Source organism: Streptomyces sp. TOM-9 (assembly GCF_056858595.1).
This window is the reverse complement of the sequence record NZ_JBXEQB010000001.1, coordinates 2,818,340-2,837,162: the sequence shown is the minus strand read 5'-3', so window position 1 is coordinate 2,837,162 and position 18,823 is coordinate 2,818,340. Positions and strand designations below refer to the sequence as shown.

Annotated in this window: 16 protein-coding genes; 12 read left to right on the top strand and 4 right to left on the bottom strand. The window is 73.4% G+C overall.

Going from position 1 to position 18,823, the window contains the following annotated elements; all coding sequences use genetic code 11:
- Positions 1 to 13: 13 nt before the first annotated feature.
- Positions 14 to 1,741, bottom strand: a complete 1,728-nt coding sequence (locus AC1VWI_RS13295; RefSeq protein WP_499511199.1) for a dolichyl-phosphate-mannose--protein mannosyltransferase — start codon at positions 1,739 to 1,741, stop codon at positions 14 to 16.
- Positions 1,742 to 1,784: 43 nt separating this feature from the next.
- On the opposite strand from AC1VWI_RS13295, the gene AC1VWI_RS13290 reads away from it, so the two are divergent.
- On the top strand, positions 1,785 to 2,645 hold the full coding sequence (locus tag AC1VWI_RS13290; RefSeq protein WP_499511198.1) for an alpha/beta fold hydrolase: 861 nt from the start codon (positions 1,785 to 1,787) through the stop codon (positions 2,643 to 2,645).
- Positions 2,646 to 2,674: 29 nt separating this feature from the next.
- Here the strand turns inward: AC1VWI_RS13290 and AC1VWI_RS13285 are convergent, their stop codons facing one another.
- The gene (locus AC1VWI_RS13285) at positions 2,675 to 3,262 is read right to left on the bottom strand and encodes a suppressor of fused domain protein (RefSeq protein WP_499511197.1); all 588 of its coding nucleotides are present in this window, start codon (positions 3,260 to 3,262) and stop codon (positions 2,675 to 2,677) included.
- Between the two features lie 351 nt (positions 3,263 to 3,613).
- Between AC1VWI_RS13285 and AC1VWI_RS13280 the strand changes: the two genes are divergently transcribed.
- Complete coding sequence (locus AC1VWI_RS13280) at positions 3,614 to 5,143, top strand: hypothetical protein (protein ID WP_499511196.1); 1,530 nt, start codon at positions 3,614 to 3,616, stop codon at positions 5,141 to 5,143.
- A gap of 165 nt (positions 5,144 to 5,308) precedes the next feature.
- Positions 5,309 to 6,775, top strand: coding sequence for an alkaline phosphatase PhoX (locus tag AC1VWI_RS13275; RefSeq protein WP_499511195.1), 1,467 nt, complete (start codon positions 5,309 to 5,311; stop codon positions 6,773 to 6,775).
- 68 nt (positions 6,776 to 6,843) lie between these two features.
- Here the strand turns inward: AC1VWI_RS13275 and AC1VWI_RS13270 are convergent, their stop codons facing one another.
- Positions 6,844 to 8,061 (bottom strand): TerD family protein, encoded by a 1,218-nt coding sequence (locus AC1VWI_RS13270; protein ID WP_499516791.1) that lies wholly within the window; start codon positions 8,059 to 8,061, stop codon positions 6,844 to 6,846.
- 65 nt (positions 8,062 to 8,126) lie between these two features.
- Between AC1VWI_RS13270 and AC1VWI_RS13265 the strand changes: the two genes are divergently transcribed.
- Positions 8,127 to 8,858 carry an SDR family NAD(P)-dependent oxidoreductase gene (locus AC1VWI_RS13265; RefSeq protein ID WP_499511194.1) on the top strand — a complete coding sequence of 244 codons (732 nt, stop codon included), beginning with the start codon at positions 8,127 to 8,129 and terminating at the stop codon, positions 8,856 to 8,858.
- Between the two features lie 23 nt (positions 8,859 to 8,881).
- Here the strand turns inward: AC1VWI_RS13265 and AC1VWI_RS13260 are convergent, their stop codons facing one another.
- Positions 8,882 to 9,691, bottom strand: a complete 810-nt coding sequence (locus AC1VWI_RS13260; RefSeq protein WP_499511193.1) for an NAD-dependent epimerase/dehydratase family protein — start codon at positions 9,689 to 9,691, stop codon at positions 8,882 to 8,884.
- 209 nt (positions 9,692 to 9,900) lie between these two features.
- Between AC1VWI_RS13260 and AC1VWI_RS13255 the strand changes: the two genes are divergently transcribed.
- From AC1VWI_RS13255 to AC1VWI_RS13220, 8 genes are all read left to right on the top strand, one after another.
- On the top strand, positions 9,901 to 10,836 hold the full coding sequence (locus AC1VWI_RS13255; RefSeq protein ID WP_499511192.1) for a 5-dehydro-4-deoxyglucarate dehydratase: 936 nt from the start codon (positions 9,901 to 9,903) through the stop codon (positions 10,834 to 10,836).
- A gap of 41 nt (positions 10,837 to 10,877) precedes the next feature.
- The gene (locus AC1VWI_RS13250) at positions 10,878 to 12,080 is read left to right on the top strand and encodes a hypothetical protein (RefSeq protein WP_499511191.1); all 1,203 of its coding nucleotides are present in this window, start codon (positions 10,878 to 10,880) and stop codon (positions 12,078 to 12,080) included.
- Between the two features lie 361 nt (positions 12,081 to 12,441).
- Positions 12,442 to 13,152, top strand: a complete 711-nt coding sequence (locus AC1VWI_RS13245; protein ID WP_499511190.1) for an HAD family hydrolase — start codon at positions 12,442 to 12,444, stop codon at positions 13,150 to 13,152.
- A 264-nt stretch (positions 13,153 to 13,416) separates the two neighbouring features.
- Positions 13,417 to 14,091, top strand: coding sequence for a GntR family transcriptional regulator (locus AC1VWI_RS13240; protein WP_499511189.1), 675 nt, complete (start codon positions 13,417 to 13,419; stop codon positions 14,089 to 14,091).
- A gap of 99 nt (positions 14,092 to 14,190) precedes the next feature.
- Entirely contained in the window at positions 14,191 to 15,093 is a 903-nt protein-coding gene (locus AC1VWI_RS13235; RefSeq protein WP_499511188.1) for a dihydrodipicolinate synthase family protein, read from the top strand.
- 24 nt (positions 15,094 to 15,117) lie between these two features.
- Complete coding sequence (araD, locus tag AC1VWI_RS13230) at positions 15,118 to 16,842, top strand: L-arabinonate dehydratase (protein WP_499511187.1); 1,725 nt, start codon at positions 15,118 to 15,120, stop codon at positions 16,840 to 16,842.
- 99 nt (positions 16,843 to 16,941) lie between these two features.
- Entirely contained in the window at positions 16,942 to 17,868 is a 927-nt protein-coding gene (locus AC1VWI_RS13225) for a carbohydrate ABC transporter permease (RefSeq protein WP_499511186.1), read from the top strand.
- Positions 17,865 to 18,788: a carbohydrate ABC transporter permease gene (locus AC1VWI_RS13220; RefSeq protein ID WP_499511185.1), complete on the top strand. Its 924-nt coding sequence runs from the start codon at positions 17,865 to 17,867 to the stop codon at positions 18,786 to 18,788. The genes AC1VWI_RS13225 and AC1VWI_RS13220 overlap by 4 nt, the downstream gene beginning before the upstream one ends.
- Positions 18,789 to 18,823: the final 35 nt, after the last annotated feature.

Below are 18,823 nucleotides of genomic sequence, written 5' to 3'. Positions count from 1 at the left end.
CCGGGCGGCCGGGTCAGATCCAGGTGTTCAGCCACATCCGGGCGTGCCAGTCGTCGTACGGGATCGTCCGCCCGGTGTAGATCGGGAAGAAGTAGATGAAGTTCCAGACGATCAGCAGGACGAGGACGCCCGCGGCCACCGCCCCGTAGGTGCGGCGGCGTTCGCCGGCGCCGGGCCGGCCGAGGAGCGCGCCGAGCGTCATGGCGAGGGCCAGGCAGAGGTAGGGGAGGAAGACGACGGCGTAGAAGGAGAAGATGGTGCGGTTCTGGTAGTGGAACCACGGGAGGTAGCCCGCGGCGACCGCGCACAGGAGGGCGCCGGCGCGCCAGTCACGGCGCAGCGCCCAGCGGTAGAGCAGGTAGACGAGGGCGAAGCAGGCCGCCCACCACAGCAGCGGCGTGCCGAGGGCGAGGATCTCCCGCGAGCAGTTGGCGGCGCCGCAGCCGTCCTGCCCCTGCTTGGGGGACTCGTAGAAGAAGGACACCGGACGGCCCAGCACCAGCCAGCTCCACGGGTTGGACTGGTACGGGTGCGGGTCCTCCAGGCCGACGTTGAACTGGTAGACCCCGTACTCGTAGTGCCACAGGCTGCGCAGCGGCGCCGGGATCCACGACCACGTGCCGCCGCGCCCGTCGGCCCAGTCCCGGCCGTAGCCGTCGTCGCTGAGGAACCAGCCGGTCCAGGTCACCAGGTACGTGACCAGGGCGACCGGGACGAGGGACAGGAAGGACCAGCCGAGATCGCGGCGGAGCACGGCGCGGCGGGGGCGGCGGGCCCCGGCCAGACGGCGGGCGCCGACGTCCCAGAGCACGGTCATCAGCAGGAAGAACGCCAGGTAGTACAGGCCGTTCCACTTGACGGCGGAGGCCAGGCCCAGGAGCGCGCCGGCCGCGAGCCGCCAGGGACGCGGGCCGGTTCCCGCGCGGGCGCCGGTGACCGCGTCGGGCCCGGCGAAGCCGTCGGGCCCCACCGGGAGGGCCGCCGCGAGCCGGGCCCGCGCGCGGTCGCGGTCGATCAGCAGGCAGCCGAACGCCGCCAGCACGAAGAACATGACGACCACGTCGAGGAGGGCGACCCGGCTCATCACGAAGTGCAGCCCGTCCACCGCCATCAGGCCGCCCGCGAGGCAGCCCAGTGCCGTGGAGCGCAGCAGCCGGCGGCCGATGCGGCACAGCATCAGCACCGACAGCGTGCCGAGCACGGCCGCCATGAAGCGCCAGCCGAGCGGGTTCAGGCCGAACATCCACTCGCCGAGGGCGATCACCCACTTGCCCATCGGCGGGTGTGCCATGAAGTGGCCGGTCTCGGAGAGCGGGATGACCTGGGGGTCCCCCAGGATCTGCGGGTCGGAGACCTTGCGGTCGGGCCAGGTGCCCTCGTAGCCGAGCCGGAGCAGGGACCAGGAGTCCTTGGCGTAGAACGTCTCGTCGAAGACGATGGCGCGCGGGCTGCCGAGGTCCACGAAGCGCAGCACGCCGGCGAGGACGGCGACCAGGACGGGGCCGAGCCAGCCCATGGCCCGTGCGGCGCGGAGCGCCCGCGCCGGACCCAGGCCCAGGGCCTGCCAGGTCCGGGTGCCCGGTTCGGGGAAGGGCGGGACCAGCCGCTCGCGCGTGTCGGTCCGGGGGCGTGGGCTGTGGCCGAACCGGCGCAGTCGCAGCGGCCAGTCGGCGGCGGTCGCCGCCCGGGGGCCGCCGGCGGCGTCTTCGGTGCTGTCCGGCGTAGCGGTGTCCGTCGTCACCCGGCCATCCTAGGGACGTTGTCGGATCGTCATACTGGCCCCCGTGTTCGAGGAGATGCTGGTGCCGGTCTCGCACGACCCGGCGGTGGAGTTGTTCGTCGCCCGGGCCGGCCGTCCGTCCGGCCCGCCGCTGCTGGTGGTGCACGGCGGACCCGACTGGGACCACACGTACCTGCGCCGGCCGCTCGACCGGCTTGCCGGGCACCGCCGGATCGTCCTCCCAGACCTGCGCGGCTGCGGGCGCTCCACGCGCGGGCTCGCCGACGCCCACTACACGCCGGACGCGGCCACCGCCGACCTCGTGCGGCTGCTGGACGCCCTGGGGATCGGGCGGACGGACGTCCTCGGCTTCTCGTACGGAGGGCTGATCGCGCAGCGCCTCGCCCTGGCCGCGCCCGGGCGTGTACGACGCCTGGTGATCGCGTCGAGCAGTGTCCTGCCGGTGCCGCCGGACGCCTTCGACGGCTGGCGGGAGCGCGAGGAACGGCTGGCGGCGGAGGCCGCGGTGTGGTCCGACCCCTCGTTGTCCGGAGCGGCCCTCACGCGTGCGGCCGCCGTGGCCTCCGCGCGGGCGAACGTGTGGCGGGAGGAGGCCCTGCCGGGTTACCTCGACGTCCTGCGCGGCGTCCGCTTCACCGCGGAATGGCTGCGCCCCTGGCAGGCCGGGACACTGCCGGGGCCGCGCCGCCCGGGCGACCCCGGGCGGCTCGCGGCGCTCGGCGTGCCCGTGCTGCTGCTGCACGGACGGCAGGACATGACCTTCCCGGTCGGCCTGGTCGCACCCACGCTGCGGCTCCTCCCGTCCGCGCGGGCCGCGGTGATCGAGGAGGCGGGGCACATGGCCCACGTCGACCAGCCCGACGCCTGGCTGGAGGCCGTGGAGGACTTCCTCCCGCAGGACTGACCACGGCCGCGCCCGCGGAGCGACCCGGCTCAGACGACCGGTGCCCGGTGCAGATCCAGCGGAAGGATCCCCGCGTCGTCGAAGCGTCGCTCCAGTGCCTCGGTGCCGTGCTCGCGGCGGAAGGCGATCTCGGACGCGGTCACCGGCAGCAGCCACAGCAGACGGGCGTGGCCGCCCGGCAGCCGGCACACCTCCAGATCGGGGCCGTGCAGGTACGGGAGGCTGACCAGGATGTGGTCGCAGGCCGAACCGGGGACCCAGGGCCCGCCGAGCGGCAGGCTGTGGCCCACGTCGAGCGGATGCGGCCGGGGACCGCGGTGGTAGTGGGCGGTCATGGCGATCAGGTCGGCGAAGCGGGGGTCGCGGGCCGGGGCGGTCAGGACGAACTCGAGGCGGTGGCCGTCGCGGTCGGCCCGTGACCCGCGACCGGCCGTGACGTAGGTCCAGTAGTCGCCGCGGGGGCCCGGGCCCACCTCGAGGACCCGCAGCCCGGGGACCGTGCCGCGCCGTCCGTCGCCCAGGTCGTGGTCGGCCGTGCCCACCGGGTGGCCCGCGAAGAACGTCCGCACGTGCCGGTCGAGCGCCTCCTGCGCCGGGTCCGCCCCGCTCGTCGTCATGGCGGGGATCATGCCAGGTGCCCGGCGCCCGCCCCCGTCCCACCCCGTGGGGCGCGAGGGGCCCGCCGCACGCCCTGCCGCGCACCGGTGCGCGCCGTGTGGCGCGGGCTCCGCGACGTGCGCACCGGTGCCAGGCCACGGCGGTGGGGCGGAAGTGACACCGCTGACGGGCGGAGCCGCCGTGGTCGTCCTCCCGGGTCCGCCGACGCGCGCCAATGCCGACGCCTCGCGCGTCCGTTGCGGTAACGACGGGTGACGGGAGGCCGAAGCGCACCCGCCGGGCGCCCGCACGTCTAGGCTGGTGCTGCGCGCTCACGCGCCCCCGGACACCGCTGCATTGGAGATCCCGCCATGGCCGCTGACCGCCTCGACCTGCCGCCGGTGAGGCTGCTGCCCGAGGAGGAGCTGGCGCGGCTCGCACTCGCCGTACCGCTCCTCGACCGCGCGGTACGACTGGCACGCTGGTGCGCGCCGCACGTGACCGTGGACGCGATGGGGGAGCTGACCGCCGAGGACGTCCCGGGCGCGGTCCGCGAGCTGGGCCTGGAGGAGCAGCCGGACGGCCCGGCGGAGACGACCCAGGCCTGGGGCGTGGCCGTGGACGCGGGCCTCGTGGACCTGGACATCGCGGACACCGCGGACGAGGACGAGGAGGGCGGCGCCCCGAGCGTGGCGCTGGACGAGCCCGCGGGGCGCGCCGTGCCCGGCGAGGCGCTGACGCGGCTGGACGCGGGCGAGCCCCGCGAGGTGCTGGAGCTGTGGCTCGCCGCACTGGACACGGCGCTGGCCGAGGCCGCGACCCCCGACCTTGACGGCCTGATGGAGGAACTGGGCCCGGACGGGGAGGTCGACCTGAGCACCCTGGACTGGGACCCGGAGGAGGAGGCCGAGTTCCTCGACGGCGCGCTCGCCAACCTCTACCTCTTCACCGTCATGGAGGACTCCGGCGGCGACGCCAAGGACGCCGTGCCGCTGCCGGTCCTGGCCGCCTCCCTCGTCGTCCCCGAGGACGTGGAGGAGCCGAGCGACGCCCTGCTGGAGGACGTCACCGAGGTGATGATGCGCCTCGACGAGCACTTCCGGCTGCTCACGACCACCGGGCTGCTGGAGTACCAGCCGCTGGACGAGGCGCTGATCGAGGAGGCCGAGTCCGAGGACGCCGGTCCCGCCGAGGGGACGGTGGCCTTCCCGCAGGAGATCGGGCCCGATGAGGTCTCCCGGTACGGCCTGGTGCGGCTGACCCCGCTCGGCGTGTACGGCGTGCGGTCCCGGATGGTCGAGGCCGGCCTGCACGCCCCGGTCGCCGGCGACCTGGCCGGGGAGCCCGCCGCCGCCCTCCTGGAGGCGCTGTTCCGGTACCCGGACCAGATCGCCCGCCGGGAGGCCGACGCGTGGCTCGGCAACCGCAAGCCGTACGACGCGGCCCGTGAGCTGCTGGAGGCGGCGCGCGGCGAGGACCGCAACGCGCCCGGCCGCCGGCTGGTCGCCCAGCAGACCCTGAGCCTGCTCGGCGACGAGGCCGAGCCGGCCCTGCGCGAGGTCCTGGCCGACCGCCAGCTCGGCGGACTGGCCCGGGTCTGGCTGACCGAACGCGAGGCGGCGGACGTCCCGGCGCCCGACGAGGACATGATCTTCTGGCTCACGGTCGACACCATCGCCGCCCAGCTCGACGCCGACGACGACCCCGAGTTGCTGAGCGAGCTGGTCACCGACCTCGTCGCCCGGCACGACGGGTTCTTCACCGCGGCCTGGCGGGTGGACCACCCGGCGACCGCCGACGTCCTGGAGGCCATGGGCCGCATCCACCCCGACAAGCGGCTGGCCAAGGAGGCGCGCAAGGCCGCGTTCAAGGCCCGTTCGGCGGGACCCGCGGCGCCCTGAGCCGCCTGCCGCGGCGCGGGACGGGGTGCGCAACAGGGTGCGGAGGAGGCCCGAACGCCTCAGGGAATGGGCGTCGGAATGTCCCGCTCAGTTCAACTTCCGTTCGCCACGGGGCGGGAGCGTGACTGCGGCAGAGCAGTGACCTCGTGGCCCCAGGAGACAACGATGCCGCTCACCCGTAGAGACTTCGCCAAGCGCACGGCGATCACCGGCGCCGGAGTCGCGCTGGCCGGAACCGTCGACGTCCTCGCGACCGCACCGGGCGCCCTCGCCGCCGAGGCCCCGGCGACCGCCGCGGAGGCCGGGGCGTCCCGGCACCACGGCCAGCTGGGGTACGGCGAGCTGATCAAGGACCCCAAGGGCATCCTGGCCCTGCCCAAGGGCTTCTCGTACCGCGTCATCACCCGGACCGGCGTCACCAAGCTGGAGTCGGGCGAGTCGACCCCCTCCAACCACGACGGCACCGCGACCTTCGAGGGGCTGCGCGGCGCCACGCTGCTCGCCAACAACCACGAGCTGGCCGGCGCCCGCGCCGACTGGCCGCACCCGGTCCCGCTGACCGAGGGCCTGGTCTACGACTCCGGCGCGGCCGGCGGCGTGACCATCGTCGAGGTCGCCCAGCACGGCGGCCACGTCGTGGAGTGGGTCGGCGTGGCCGGCACCGTCACCAACTGCGCGGGCGGCCGCACCCCCTGGGGCACCTGGCTGACCTGCGAGGAGACCGAGGACAAGGCCGGCAAGAACGGCTTCCTGAAGGACCACGGCTACGTCTTCGAGGTCGACCCGTACGACCGCAAGGCCAACCGCGACCCCAAGCCGATCAAGGCCCTGGGCCGCTACGCGCACGAGGCGGTCGTCGTCGACCCCAAGCGCGGCCACCTCTTCCTCACCGAGGACGCCTCCAACCCCAACGGCCTGTTCTTCCGCTGGACCCCGCCGGCCGGCTTCCACCACGGCCGCGGCAAGCTGCGCGCCCTCAAGGCCGACGCGGGTGTGCTGCAGGCCTTCAAGTGCTTCGACTCCGGCGGCAAGTTCGTCGACGACCTGTCCCGCGCCACGAAGATCGGCACGGTCTACGGCGTGGACTGGGTGGACGTCCCGGACCGCGACGCCGCCACCACCTCCGTCCGCAAGCAGTTCGCGGCCGGCGAGGTCACCCGGGCCCGCAAGCTGGAGGGCATGTGGTGGGGCGACGGCGGCGTGTACGTCGTCTCCTCCTACGCCCGCGAGGAGAGCCCGGGCGCGTCCCACGACGGTGCCGTGTGGTTCTACGACCCCAAGCGCCGCACCCTGACCCTCAAGGTCCTCCTGGGCGTCAACCCCGACCCGTCGGTCGACGGTGCCTTCGACGGCCCGGACAACATCACCGTCTCGCCCTACGGCGGCCTGGTCATCGCCGAGGACGGCGAGGGCCAGCAGCACCTGTTCGGCGCGCTCGGCGACGGCCGCACCTACCCGATCGCCCGCAACGAGCTGAACATCGGCACCGCGCAGGAGCCGGAGTACAGCGAGTTCACCGGTGTGACCTTCTCGCCCGACGGCAGGACGCTGTTCGCCAACATCCAGGTGCCGGGCATCATGCTGGCCATCACCGGACCGTGGCGCCGCCAGGGCCACGGCGGCGCCTGCTGAGCTGCGACCGCACCACCCGCGCCCGGTGGTCCGTGCCCCGCACGGACCACCGGGCGCACCCGCGTCGCTCAGAGCGCCTGCGCGGCGGGCTTGACCATGCCCTTCACGGTGCGGGAGTCGACGAAGTCGCCCAGCGCCGTCATCTCCCACTCGCCGGAGAACTGGCGGACGAACTTCGCCATCATCACGCCCGTGCGGGGCTCGGCGCCGGTGAGGTCGAAGCGCACCAGCTCCTCGCCCGTCGTGCCGTCCAGCAGGCGGCAGTAGGCCTTGGCCACCTGGTTGAACTTCTGGCCGGAGAAGGAGTTCACCGTGAAGACCAGCCCGGTGACCTCGGGCGGCAGCCCGCCGAGGTGGACGGTGATGACCTCGTCGTCGCCCGCGCCCTCGCCGGTGAGGTTGTCGCCGGAGTGCTGGATCGCCCCGCCCAGGATGGTGAGCCGGCCGAAGTAGCAGGACTCGATGTGGTTGCGCTGCGGCCCGTACGCGATGACCGAGGCGTCCAGGTCGATGTCCTTGCCGCGGTAGGCGGGCTCCCAGCCGAGGCCCATGCGGACCGAGGTCATCAGCGGCTTGCCGCCCTTGACCAGGGAGACCGTCTGGTTCTTCTGGAGGTTGACCCGGCCCTTGTCCAGGTTGATCTTGCCGGTGCCGGCCGGCGGGGCGGGGGGTGCCGGCGGCGCGGGCGGCGCAGGGGGCGCGGGGGGAGGCGTCATGGCGGCGGCCGGGGGAGCGGGCGGCGGGGGAGCCACGGGCGGCGCCTGGGGCGGTGCCTGCGGCGCGGCGGCCGCGGGCTCGTCGACGGACACGCCGAAGTCGGTGGCGATGCCCGCCAGCCCGTTGGCGTACCCCTGGCCGACCGCCCGGGCCTTCCAGGCGCCGGAGCGGCGGTAGATCTCGACCACCACGAGGGCGGTCTCGGTGCTCAGGGCGGGCGGGGTGAAGGTCGCCAGGACGGCGCCGCTGTCGGCGTCCCGCACCGTCGCCGTCGGCTCGGTGCCGGCGAAGGTCGCCCCGGGCGCGTCGGGGCTCGCCGTCACGACGATCTTCTCGATGCCGGCGGGCACCGCCACCGTGTCCACCGTGATCGCGTCGGGCGAGGTGCCGCCGCCGGACCGGTAGGTCACACCCGGCCCCGCGGGCTGGTTGTAGAACACGAAGTCGTCGTCGGAGCGCACCTTGCCGTCGGCGGCGATCAGGAGGCCCGACACATCAAGCCGCACGGGCGCGGATACCTCCACTGCCACGCGTGCCGCGGAGAGCGGGATGTTCGAGCCGGGTGTCATTGCGGTCATGTTCCGCTTAACGATCGTTCCGGGTTTACGGTTCCATTACCGAACGGAGTTTTCACGTGTCACGCATCGTGGTCATCAGCGGCGGCGGTACGGGGATCGGCCTGGCCGTCGCGGAGGCCTTCGTCCGCGACGGGGACCAGGTCGTGCTGGTCGGACGGCGGGGGGACGTCCTGGACGGGGCGGTCGCCCGGCTGGGTTCCGGATCGGCCCTGGCGGTCCCGGCGGACCTGACCGACGAGGCGGGGACGGCCGGGGTCCGCGAGCTCGTGGCCGAGCGCTTCGGGCGGGTGGACGTCCTGGTCAACAACGCGGGCGGGAACGTCGCGCTCGGCGGCGGGGAGGCGTCGCTCACCGAGCTGTGGACGGGCAACTTCCGGTCCAACGTGCTGACCGCCGTGCTGCTCACCGAGGCGCTGCGCGACCTGCTGGCCGACGGCGGCCGGGTGCTGCTGCTCAGCTCCATCGCCGCGGTGCGCGGCGGCGGGTCCGGCTCGTACGGCGCCGCCAAGGCCGCCCTGCACCCGTACGCCTACGACCTGGCGGCGGACCTGGGCGGGCGCGGGATCACGGTCAACGTCATCGCGCCCGGCTTCATCGACGACACCGAGTTCTTCGGCGGGCGCATGACGCAGGAGCGGCGCGCGTTCCTCGTCGGCCAGACCCTCACCGGCCGGGTCGGCGTCCCCGAGGACGTCGCCTCGCTCGCCCACTGGCTCGCCTCCCCGGGTGCCGCCCACATCACCGCGCAGATCCACCAGGTGAACGGCGGCGCGGAACGCGGCCGCTGAGGACCGCTGACGCCCGCCGCGGGTCAGTGGGGCCAGAGGGGCGGATGCGTGGTGAAGTGGCCGCCGAGGTGCGCGTGGTCCGGGTTGTCCGGGTCCAGTTCGCCCTGCTCGGCGATGAGCTTGGCCGCGAAGGGCTCGGAGTCGTCGCGCGGCTCGTAGCCCAGTGCCCGCGCGGAGGACAGGTCCCACCACAGCCGGGTGTTGGCGGAGCTGCCGTGGACCACGGTGTGCCCGACGCCCTCGGCGGTGAGGGCGGCGTGCACCAGCCGGGCGCCGTCCTCGGGGCTCATCCAGACCGACAGCATGCGCACCGAGGTCGGCTCCCGGAAGCAGGAGCCGATGCGGATGGAGACGGTCTCCAGGCCGTGCAGGTCCCAGTAGAGCTGGGCGAGGTCCTCGCCGAAGCACTTGGACAGGCCGTAGAAGGTGTCGGGGCGGCGCGGGGTGTCGACCGGGATGAGCGGGTCGTCCCCGACCGGGCGCGGGGTGAAGCCCACGGCGTGGTTGCTGGAGGCGAAGACGATCCGCGGCACGCCCTCCTCGCGGGCGGCCTCGTAGAGGTGGTAGGTGCCCTCGATGTTGGCGCGCAGGATCTTCTCGAAGGGGGCTTCCAGGGAGATGCCCGCGAGGTGGATGATCGCGTCGACCCCGCGTACGGCCTCGCGCAGGGCGGCGCGGTCCGCCAGGTCCGCGGTGATCGCGTCGGGCGCGCCCTCGACGGGCCGCATGTCGAGCAGGCGCAGCCGGTAGCCGTAGGCCGGCAGCAGCTCGCGCATCAAGGTGCCCAGGCCGCCTGCGGCGCCGGTGAGCAGGACGGTGCGGGGAGCGGGCATGCGCGGGTCTCCTCGATCGGACGTCCACGTTCGTGGATGTCATTCATATGCATGGACACGCTAAAGAGAGCTTGTCGAAGCGTCAAGACTCCACCACCTGCGGCTGTCTTTCTTGACCCCTCCTTATGTGCTGCCTTAGCGTAAACGCGTTCATGAATATAGACATCGATCAGATGAGCGCACAGACGCCAGTCTTCAGGGAGAACCCGATGACCGATGCCGCCTCACTCTCCGCGCGCCTCGACGGCCTGCTGTTCTTCCCCGTGACGCCCTTCGGCCCGGACGGCGCCGTTGACCTGGAGGTCTTCCGCGCGCACGTGCGCCGCGGGATCGAGGCCGGAGCCGGGGCGGTCTTCGCGTGCTGCGGCACCGGCGAGTTCCACGCGCTGACGCCCGAGGAGTTCCGCGTCTGCGTCGCCGCGGCCGTCGAGGAGTCCGCGGGCCGGGTCCCCGTCGTCGCCGGCGCCGGCTACGGCACCGCCCTGGCCCTGCAGTTCGCGCGCCTCGCCGAGGAGGCGGGCGCCGACGGACTGCTCGCCATGCCGCCCTACCTCGTCGTCGCCGACCAGGCCGGACTGCTGCGGCACTACGCGGCGCTCGCCGAGGGCACCTCGCTCGACGTCATCGTCTACCAGCGCGACAACGCCGTCCTCACCCCCGCGACCGTCGCCGAACTCGCCCGCATCCCGCGCATCATCGGCCTCAAGGACGGCGTCGGCGACCTCGACCTGATGCAGCGCATCATCAGCGCCGTCCGCAGCACGGTCCCCGACCGCGACTTCCGCTACTTCAACGGCCTCCCCACCGCCGAACTCACCGGCCTCGCCTACCGCGGCATCGGCGTCACGCTCTACTCCTCCGCCGTGTTCTGCTTCGCGCCCGAGATCGCCCTCGCCTTCCACCGCGCCCTGACCGGCGGCGACGACACCACCGTGAACGCCCTCCTCGACGGCTTCTACCGGCCCCTGGTGGAACTGCGCCAGCAGGGCCGCGGCTACGCCGTCTCCCTGGTCAAGGCCGGCGTCCGGCTCCGCGGGCTCGACGTCGGCGAGGTGCGCCCGCCGCTGTCCGAGCCCGCGCCCGCGCACATCAAGGAACTGGCCGAACTCATCGACCGCGGACTCGCCCTGCTCGGCGAGGACTGACGTACGGTGACCCGCGTCAACCCCCACCCCCAGGAGCAGCGTTGAGAGCCTCCACCTTCGTCTACCCGTGGGACGTCGTCGGCGACCCGGAGGCGGCGGACCGCATCGCCGGACTCGGCGTGCAGCAGGTCACCCTCGCCTCCGCGTACCACTCCACGCGGGCGCTGACCCCACGCCACCCCGGGCACCGTGTCGTCACCGCCCGCCACGCCGCCGTGCTCTACCCGCCGGACGAGCGGCGCTGGGCGGGGCGCTCCCTGCGGCCGTACACCCAGGACTGGGCCGGTGCCGAGGACGCCTACGGCGAGGCCGCCCGGGCCCTGCGGGCGGCCGGACTCGCCGTGCACTCCTGGGTCGTGCTCGCCCACAACTCCCGCCTCGGGGACGAACACCCCCGGGTGAGCGTGCGCAACGCCTACGGCGACCGCTACCCGTGGGCGCCGTGCATCGCCCAGCCGGAGGTGCGCGAGTACCTCGTCACGCTGGCGGCGGAGGCCGCGGTGCGGCCGGGGACCGGGACGGAGGGCACGGAACTGGAGTCCTGCGGCTGGTACGGCCTCGCCCACCTGCACGCCCACGACAAGACGGGCGGCGTGCCGCTGCCCGGGGCGGCGCAGTACCTGATGTCCCTGTGCTTCTGCCCCACGTGCGAGGCGGGGTACACCGCGCTGGGCGCGGACCCGGACGCACTGCGCTCGGCCGTGCGCGACGCCCTGGCACCGGTGTGGGCGGGGGAGTGGACCCCGGGGCCCGAGGAGTGGGCCGACGTCGAGAAGCTGCTCGGGGCGGACCTCGCGGGGCTGACGATGGCGTGGCGGGGCCCCGTCGCGCGGGAGTTGCAGCGGGCGGCGGTGGAGGCGGTACGGGGTGCGGCGGTACGGGCCTCGGCGGGAGGGGCCTCGGCGGGACCGGGGTTCCAGGTGCTGCTGCACGCGGATCCGCACGCCCACCGCTGCGGGGCCAACGTGGGCGTCGACCCGGGGTACGTCCTGGGCCACGCGGACGGGCTCGTGCTGCCCGGGGCCGACCTGGTGGCGGCCTGCGTGCCGCACGCGCGGGCGGGCACCGTGCTGGCCGCCAACTTCCCCGTGGTCGCGGGAATGGGGGGCAGCCCCGGCACGCTGGCCGCGGACGCCTCCCGGGCGGCGGCGGCCGGGGCGACGGAGCTGCGGCTCTACCACGCGGGGCTCGCGTCCGCGGGGGACCTGGCGGGGGTGCGGGCGTTTTTGGCGGGGGTGGGGTGAGGCTTGCGCCTCGGGTGTCGGTTGGTCGTGGTTGCGGCGCGTTGTTGTGTGTGGGTGTGTTGCGCCTGCGGCGGGCATCCCCCGCCCTCCCTCCCGATTGCCCGGCGCGGTCAGTGACCGCCTCGCTGCGTACGTATGGGGTCGGTGCCGCGCCGGGGTACGCCCCCAGCCTTCGGCCGGGGGGACCCCCACCTCGGGGCTCGCGGTTTACGCCCACGTCATTCGGAGCCGGGTCCCCCGCTCGTCCCCTGCGGGCGCACCCCGCCACACCCCCTCATGCCGGTTGGGGCGCATGACGCCGGAGGGTGGTAATGACGGGGGTGCCCTTCCGCCGACATAAGCGCACCGGTATACCGGCGGGGTGATCGAAAAGGTGAGGGCCGTCCTTCTGGACTGGGTGGGAACGCTCATCGTCCCCAAATGGGGTCCTGACCACGCCGGTCCCAAGGGCGGGGCGTGGATCGAGGGCGCGTTGAGGCGTCTCGCCCGGGACGCCTCGCCATCGCAGGTGCGGCGGCTCAGCGCTGGTCTCGACGCGGCGATCAGGCAACCCGAAGTGGCGCGGGCGATGAACGGCGCGGACGCGTCCGTGGAGTCGTACCGGGCCGGCTTCAGGCATTGGGCCTCGGCCGCGGGCATCGACGAGGCGCTGGTGGACGCCCTGTATGCCGAACTGGCGCAACCGGACGTCGATCTCTTCGCGGTGGACGTGGGGCCGACACTTGCGACGCTGAAGGCCGCCGGGGTGCGGGTTGCCGTGGTCAGCGACGTCCACTTCGACATCCGCCCCTGGTTCGAGAAGGCGGGCCTCGACGGTTACGTCGACCGGTTCGTGCTGTCCTTCGAGCATGGTGTGTGCAAGCCCGATCCCGCCATTTTCCGGCTGGCGTTGGACGAGCTCGCGGTGGGTCCGGGCGAGGCACTGATGGTCGGGGACCGTTCCGCCTATGACGGTGCGGCGGTCGAGGCGGGCATCGCGACCCTGCTGGTCCCCCCTCTCGCCGAGGCCACCGACGAACGCCTGCACCTCGTGCTCGCATCCTGCGGACTGCCTTGGCACGTGCGCCCCTGACACCCCCTCCGGCCGTCAGTCGCCCCAACTCGTGGGAGGGGGTGTGGCGGGGTGCGCCCATGGGGGTCCCCCCGGCCGAAGGCTGGGGGAGGGAGGGCGGGGGATGCCCGCCGCAGGCGCAAACAACCCGCACACGACAACAACCGCACCGCACACAAAGTGCGTCGGGCCCATTGACGAACCCCGCCCCCCGCCCTAGTTTCATCGCGTCGTACTTCGTACGTCATATATGAGACGCCATACGCGAGATCCGAAAGAGCCCCCATGGACCTGCTCGCCGGCACCGCGCCGACGCCGATTCCGTCCCGTACCCAGGTCGTGCTGGAAACGATCAAGCACGGGATACTGACCGGGCAGCTGAAACCCGGTCAGGCACTCGTGGAGGCCGAGCTGGCCGCGCAGTTCGGGGTGTCGAAGACGCCCGTGCGGGAGGCGCTCAAGACGCTCGCCGGCACCGGGCTGGTCGTGATGAGCCAGTACAAGGGCGTCACCGTGCGGACCGTGGACGCGGAGATGGCGCGTCAGGTGTACGACGTGCGCCTGCTGCTGGAGCCGGAGGCGCTGCGCCGTACCGTCACGCGCCGCGCCCCGCTGGACGCCGCGCGGGACGCGCTGTCGCGGGCCGACGAGGCGGGGGACCGGGCCGACCGGTCGCTCGCCAACCGGGAGTTCCACCGGGCGCTGTACACGCCGTGCGGCAACCCCCTGCTGGCCCGGATGCTCGACGACGTGCGGGACCAGGCGGCCCTGGTCTCGGCGGTGGTCTGGCAGGAGACCCCGTCGTGGGAGCAGGAGGCCCGCGAGCACCGGGAGATCCTGGCGCGTGCCCTGGACGGGGACGCGGACGGCGCGGCGCGGCTGCTCCACGACCACATCGCGAGCTTCGTGGCCCGGGCGTTCCCCGAGGGCCCGGACGGCGGCGAAGGAACGGCCCGCTGAGCCGCGGGCGCGCGGGGTGAGGGGACGGCCCTCCGCGCGCCCGCTCCCCCACGCCGCCCCCACGGCATCCCGTAGCGAACCGAGTTGAAGGGCAACCGCATGTCATTCGCAGAGCAGTCGTCGGCGCTCGCCGATGTCGTGGCGATCCCGGTGACCCCGTTCGGCGCGGACGGGGGCGTGGAGCCCACCGCGTACCGGGCGTTGCTGCGCAGACTGCTCGACAGCGGGGTGCGGACGGTCACGCCGAACGGCAACACCGGGGAGTTCTACGCCCTCGACCCGGCCGAGCGGCGGCTGGTCGTCGAGCTGACGATGGCCGAGGCGGACCCGGACACCCAGGTCGTGGTGGGCGTCGGCCACGACGTGCCGACCGCGGTGGCCGCCGCGCGGCACGCACGCGACGCCGGGGCGCAGATGGTGATGGTGCACCAGCCGATCCACCCGTACGTCTCGCCGGAGGGCTGGGTGGACTACCACCGGGCCATCGCGGAGGCCGTCCCGGAGACCGGGGTCGTCCCGTACGTCCGCAACGCGGCGCTGGACGGGGGGCTGATCGCGCGCCTCGGCGAGCTGTGCCCGAACGTCGTCGGGGTGAAGTACGCGGTGCCGGACGCCGCCCGCTTCGCGGCGGTGGCCCGGGACGCGGGGCTGGACCGCTTCACCTGGGTCGCGGGCCTCGCCGAGCTGTACGCCCCCGCGTACTGGGCGGTCGGCGCGAGGGGCTTCACCTCGGGCCTGGTCAACGTCGCGCCCCGGGTGTCCCTGGAGATGCTGCGCGCGCTGCGCGACGGCGACTACGCGGCGGCGATGAAGGTGTGGGAGCAGATCAGGGAGTTCGAGGACCTGCGGGCCGAACAGCAGTCCGCCAACAACGTGTCGGTGGTCAAGGAGGCGCTGGCGGTGCTGGGACTGTGCCGCCGTGACGTGCGCCCGCCCAGCCGCCTGCTGACCGGGGGCCGGCGCGAGCGGGTGGCCGCGCTGCTCGCCGGCTGGGACGTGTGAGCCGGGACGGGACGGAGGGCCGCCATGAAGAAGCCGGAAGAGCTCCGCAGCCACCAGTGGTACGGGACGGACGGCCTGCGCTCGTTCAGCCACCGGGCCCGTACCCGGCAGCTGGGCTACCTGCCCGAGGAGCACCTGGGCAAGCCGGTGATCGCGGTCGTCAACACCTGGAGCGACATCAACCCCTGCCACGTCCACCTGCGCGAACGGGCCCAGGCGGTCAAGCGCGGGGTGTGGCAGGCGGGCGGCTTCCCCCTGGAGTTCCCCGTCGCGACGCTGTCGGAGACGTACCAGAAGCCGACGCCGATGCTCTACCGCAACCTGCTCGCGATGGAGACCGAGGAACTGCTGCGCTCCTACCCGGTGGACGGGGCGGTCCTGCTGGGCGGTTGCGACAAGTCCACGCCCGCGCTGCTCATGGGGGCCGCGAGCGCCGGCCTGCCGGCGGTGTTCGTGCCGGCCGGGCCCATGCTGCCCGGGCACTGGCGCACCGAGGTCCTGGGTTCCGGCACCGACATGTGGAAGTACTGGGACGACAAGCGGGCCGGCCTCATCGGTGACTGCGAGATGGCCGAACTGGAGAGCGGGCTGGCCCGTTCGCCCGGCCACTGCATGACCATGGGCACCGCCTCCACGCTGACCGCCGCGGCGGAGGCGCTGGGGATGACGATGCCGGGCGCGTCGTCGATCCCCGCCGTCGACTCCGGGCACGACCGCATGGCGGCGGCCTCGGGGATGCGGATCGTGGACCTCGTGCGCGAGGACCTGCGGCCGTCCGCGATCCTGACCCGCGAGGCGTACGAGGACGCGGTGGCCACGGTGCTCGCCCTCGGCGGTTCGACCAACGCCGTGATCCACCTGATCGCGATGGCCGGGCGCAGCGGTGTCCCGCTGACGCTGGACGACTTCGACCGCATCGCCCGCACGGTGCCGGTCCTGGCGAACCTCCGGCCGGGCGGCCGCCACCTGATGGAGGACTTCCACTTCGCGGGCGGTCTCCCGGGGTTCCTGACCCGGCTGCGGGACGCCGGTGTCCTGCACCTCGACCGGCCGACCGTCGCGCACGCCACGCTGCGCGAACAGCTCGCCGGTGCCCTCGTCCACGACGAGGACGTGATCCGCCCGCTGGACAGGCCGCTCGCGGCCGAGGGCGGCGTCGCCGTCCTGCGCGGCAACCTGTGCCCGGACGGCGCGGTCATCAAGCACATCGCCGCCGAGCCGCACCTGCTCAAGCACACCGGCCCGGCCGTGGTGTTCGACGACTACCGGACCCTGCAGCGCACCATCGACGACCCGGCGCTCGGCATCACCGAGGACAGCGTGCTCGTGCTGCGCGGCTCCGGTCCGCTCGGCGGCCCGGGCATGCCCGAGTACGGGATGCTGCCGCTGCCCGGCCACCTCCTGAAGAAGGGGGTGCGGGACATGGTGCGCATCTCCGACGCCCGGATGAGCGGCACGAGTTACGGCGCGTGCGTGCTGCACGTGGCGCCCGAGTCGCACGTGGGCGGGCCGCTCGCCCTCGTCCGTACCGGCGACCCGATCACCCTGGACGTCCAGGCGCGCACCCTGCGCCTGGAGGTCGACGACGCGGAACTGGAACGCCGGCGCGCGCAGTGGCAGGCACCGCCGCCGCGCTACGGACGCGGCTACGGCGCGCTGTACCAGGACCAGATCACCCAGGCCGACACCGGCTGCGACTTCCGCTTCCTGGCCCGGCCCGGAGAAGTGCCGGAGCCCTACGCGGGCTGACGCCCCGCCGCGCACCACCCCGCACCGCCACCGCGCCCGTGGCGGTCCCGCACCACTAGGCAAGCGCTTTCCCCGCACCCGTACGAAGGAGTACCGGTCATGGCCACAGCCGTGGCGAAACCACCCCGGCCCCCGCGGCGCCGGCCGTCCGGCGCGGCCCGGCGCACCCCGTACCTCCTGATCGCCCCCGCCGTCCTGCTGATGCTGGGCTTCATCGCCTACCCGATGGTCAGCGTCCTCTACTACAGCCTGCAGGACCACAACGTCACCAAGCCCTGGCGGAACGGCTTCGCCGGCCTCGGCAACTTCCGGCGGATCCTCTTCGACGACCCGCTTTTCTGGCAGAGCCTGCTCTTCAGCCTCAAGTGGGTCGCCGCGGAGGTGGGGCTGCAGCTCGCCCTCGGGCTGGCGCTCGCCCTGGTCGTCAACCAGACCTTCGTCGGCCGCGGCCTGTCCCGCGCCCTGGTCTTCTCGCCGTGGGCCGTCTCCGGCGTGCTGACCACCACGATCTGGATGCTGCTCTACAACCCCGCCACCGGCATCAGCCGCTACCTGGCGGACGCCGGCATCGGCGAGTACGGCACCTCGGTGCTCTCCGACCCCGCCACCGTCTTCCCGGCCGCCGTCCTGGCCGAACTGTGGCGCGGGGTGCCGTTCTTCGCCATCCTCATCCTCGCCGACCTGCAGTCCATCCCGAACGAGCTGTACGAGGCGGCCTCGGTCGACGGCGCGGGCCGCTTCCGGCGGTTCTTCCACATCACGCTGCCCCACCTGCGGGACGCCATCGTGCTGTCCACGCTGCTGCGCGGGGTGTGGGAGTTCAACAACGTCGACCTGCTCTACACGCTCACCGGCGGCGGTCCCGCCGGTTCGACGACCACACTGCCGCTGTACGTGGCCAACACCGGCATCGACGGCCACGACTTCGGCTACGCGTCCGCGCTCACCACCGTCGCCTTCGTGATCCTCCTGTTCTGCTCCATCGTCTACCTGCGTCTGAGCAAGTTCGGGGGCGACCGCACATGACCACCACCGTGCCGGAGAGGAACGGCCTCCCCCTGCCGCGCGTGGCGCCCGCCACGCGCCCCGACGACGGCGGCGGTGCCGGGCCGCGCCGCGGGCGCCGGGGGCTCGGCGCGGGTGCGCCCCGCTGGCAGATCTACCTTCCGCTCGGCCTGTACCTGCTGTTCACGCTCGTCCCCTTCTACTGGATGCTGCTGTTCGCGCTGCGCCCCTCGGGGTCCACCTCGCTGGTGCCGTGGCCGGCCACCACCGCGCACTTCTCGAAGGTGTGGAACGACCTCGGTTTCGCGGTCTTCTTCAAGAACAGCCTGCTCATCGGCGTGGCCACGCTCGTGATGACCACCGTGATCGCCCTGCTCGGCGGTTACGCGCTGGCCCGTTTCGACTTCCGCGCCAAGCGCGCCTTCCTGCTCGCCCTGCTGTGCTCGCAGTTCATCCCGGGCGCGCTCATGCTGGTGCCGCTCTTCCAGATCTTCAGCGAGCTGCGCATGATCGACTCCCTGTGGAGCGTCATCGTCGCCGAGACGGTCTTCCAGCTGCCGCTGTCGATCATCCTCATCAGCGGCTTCATCAGGAACGTCCCGGTGTCGCTGGAGGAGGCCGCCTGGGTCGACGGCTGCGGCCGGATCCGGGCCTTCTGCGCGGTGGTGCTGCCGCTGCTGCGGCCGGGGCTGGTCGCGGTGGGCTCCTTCGCCTTCGTGCACAGCTGGAACCACTTCCTCTTCTCGCTGATGTTCCTCAGCACGCAGGAGAAGTACACGATCCCCGTCGGCCTCAGCTACACCATCGGCTCCGGCGAGAGCGTCGAGCTCGGAACGCTCGCCGCGGGCGGCGTCGTGGCCGCGGTGCCCGTCGTCATCGTCTTCGCCTTCATCCAGAAGTGGCTGGTCACCGGCTTCAGTGCCGGTGCGGTGAAGGGCTGACGCCCGTCCCGCCACCAGCCACCCGCCCCTGTCCC

What these genes read in the sequence shown, in the direction of transcription:
- AC1VWI_RS13225 (WP_499511186.1), top strand. Translation starts at nt 16,942, where the DNA reads ATGGCCACAGCCGTGGCGAAACCACCCCGGCCCCCGCGGCGCCGGCCG.
- AC1VWI_RS13255 (WP_499511192.1), top strand. Translation starts at nt 9,901, where the DNA reads ATGACCGATGCCGCCTCACTCTCCGCGCGCCTCGACGGCCTGCTGTTC.
- AC1VWI_RS13275 (WP_499511195.1), top strand. Translation starts at nt 5,309, where the DNA reads ATGCCGCTCACCCGTAGAGACTTCGCCAAGCGCACGGCGATCACCGGC.
- AC1VWI_RS13280 (WP_499511196.1), top strand. Translation starts at nt 3,614, where the DNA reads ATGGCCGCTGACCGCCTCGACCTGCCGCCGGTGAGGCTGCTGCCCGAG.
- araD (WP_499511187.1), top strand. Translation starts at nt 15,118, where the DNA reads ATGAAGAAGCCGGAAGAGCTCCGCAGCCACCAGTGGTACGGGACGGAC.
- AC1VWI_RS13220 (WP_499511185.1), top strand. Translation starts at nt 17,865, where the DNA reads ATGACCACCACCGTGCCGGAGAGGAACGGCCTCCCCCTGCCGCGCGTG.
- AC1VWI_RS13285 (WP_499511197.1), bottom strand. Translation starts at nt 3,262, where the DNA reads ATGACGACGAGCGGGGCGGACCCGGCGCAGGAGGCGCTCGACCGGCAC.
- AC1VWI_RS13235 (WP_499511188.1), top strand. Translation starts at nt 14,191, where the DNA reads ATGTCATTCGCAGAGCAGTCGTCGGCGCTCGCCGATGTCGTGGCGATC.
- AC1VWI_RS13240 (WP_499511189.1), top strand. Translation starts at nt 13,417, where the DNA reads ATGGACCTGCTCGCCGGCACCGCGCCGACGCCGATTCCGTCCCGTACC.
- AC1VWI_RS13270 (WP_499516791.1), bottom strand. Translation starts at nt 8,061, where the DNA reads ATGACACCCGGCTCGAACATCCCGCTCTCCGCGGCACGCGTGGCAGTG.
- AC1VWI_RS13260 (WP_499511193.1), bottom strand. Translation starts at nt 9,691, where the DNA reads ATGCCCGCTCCCCGCACCGTCCTGCTCACCGGCGCCGCAGGCGGCCTG.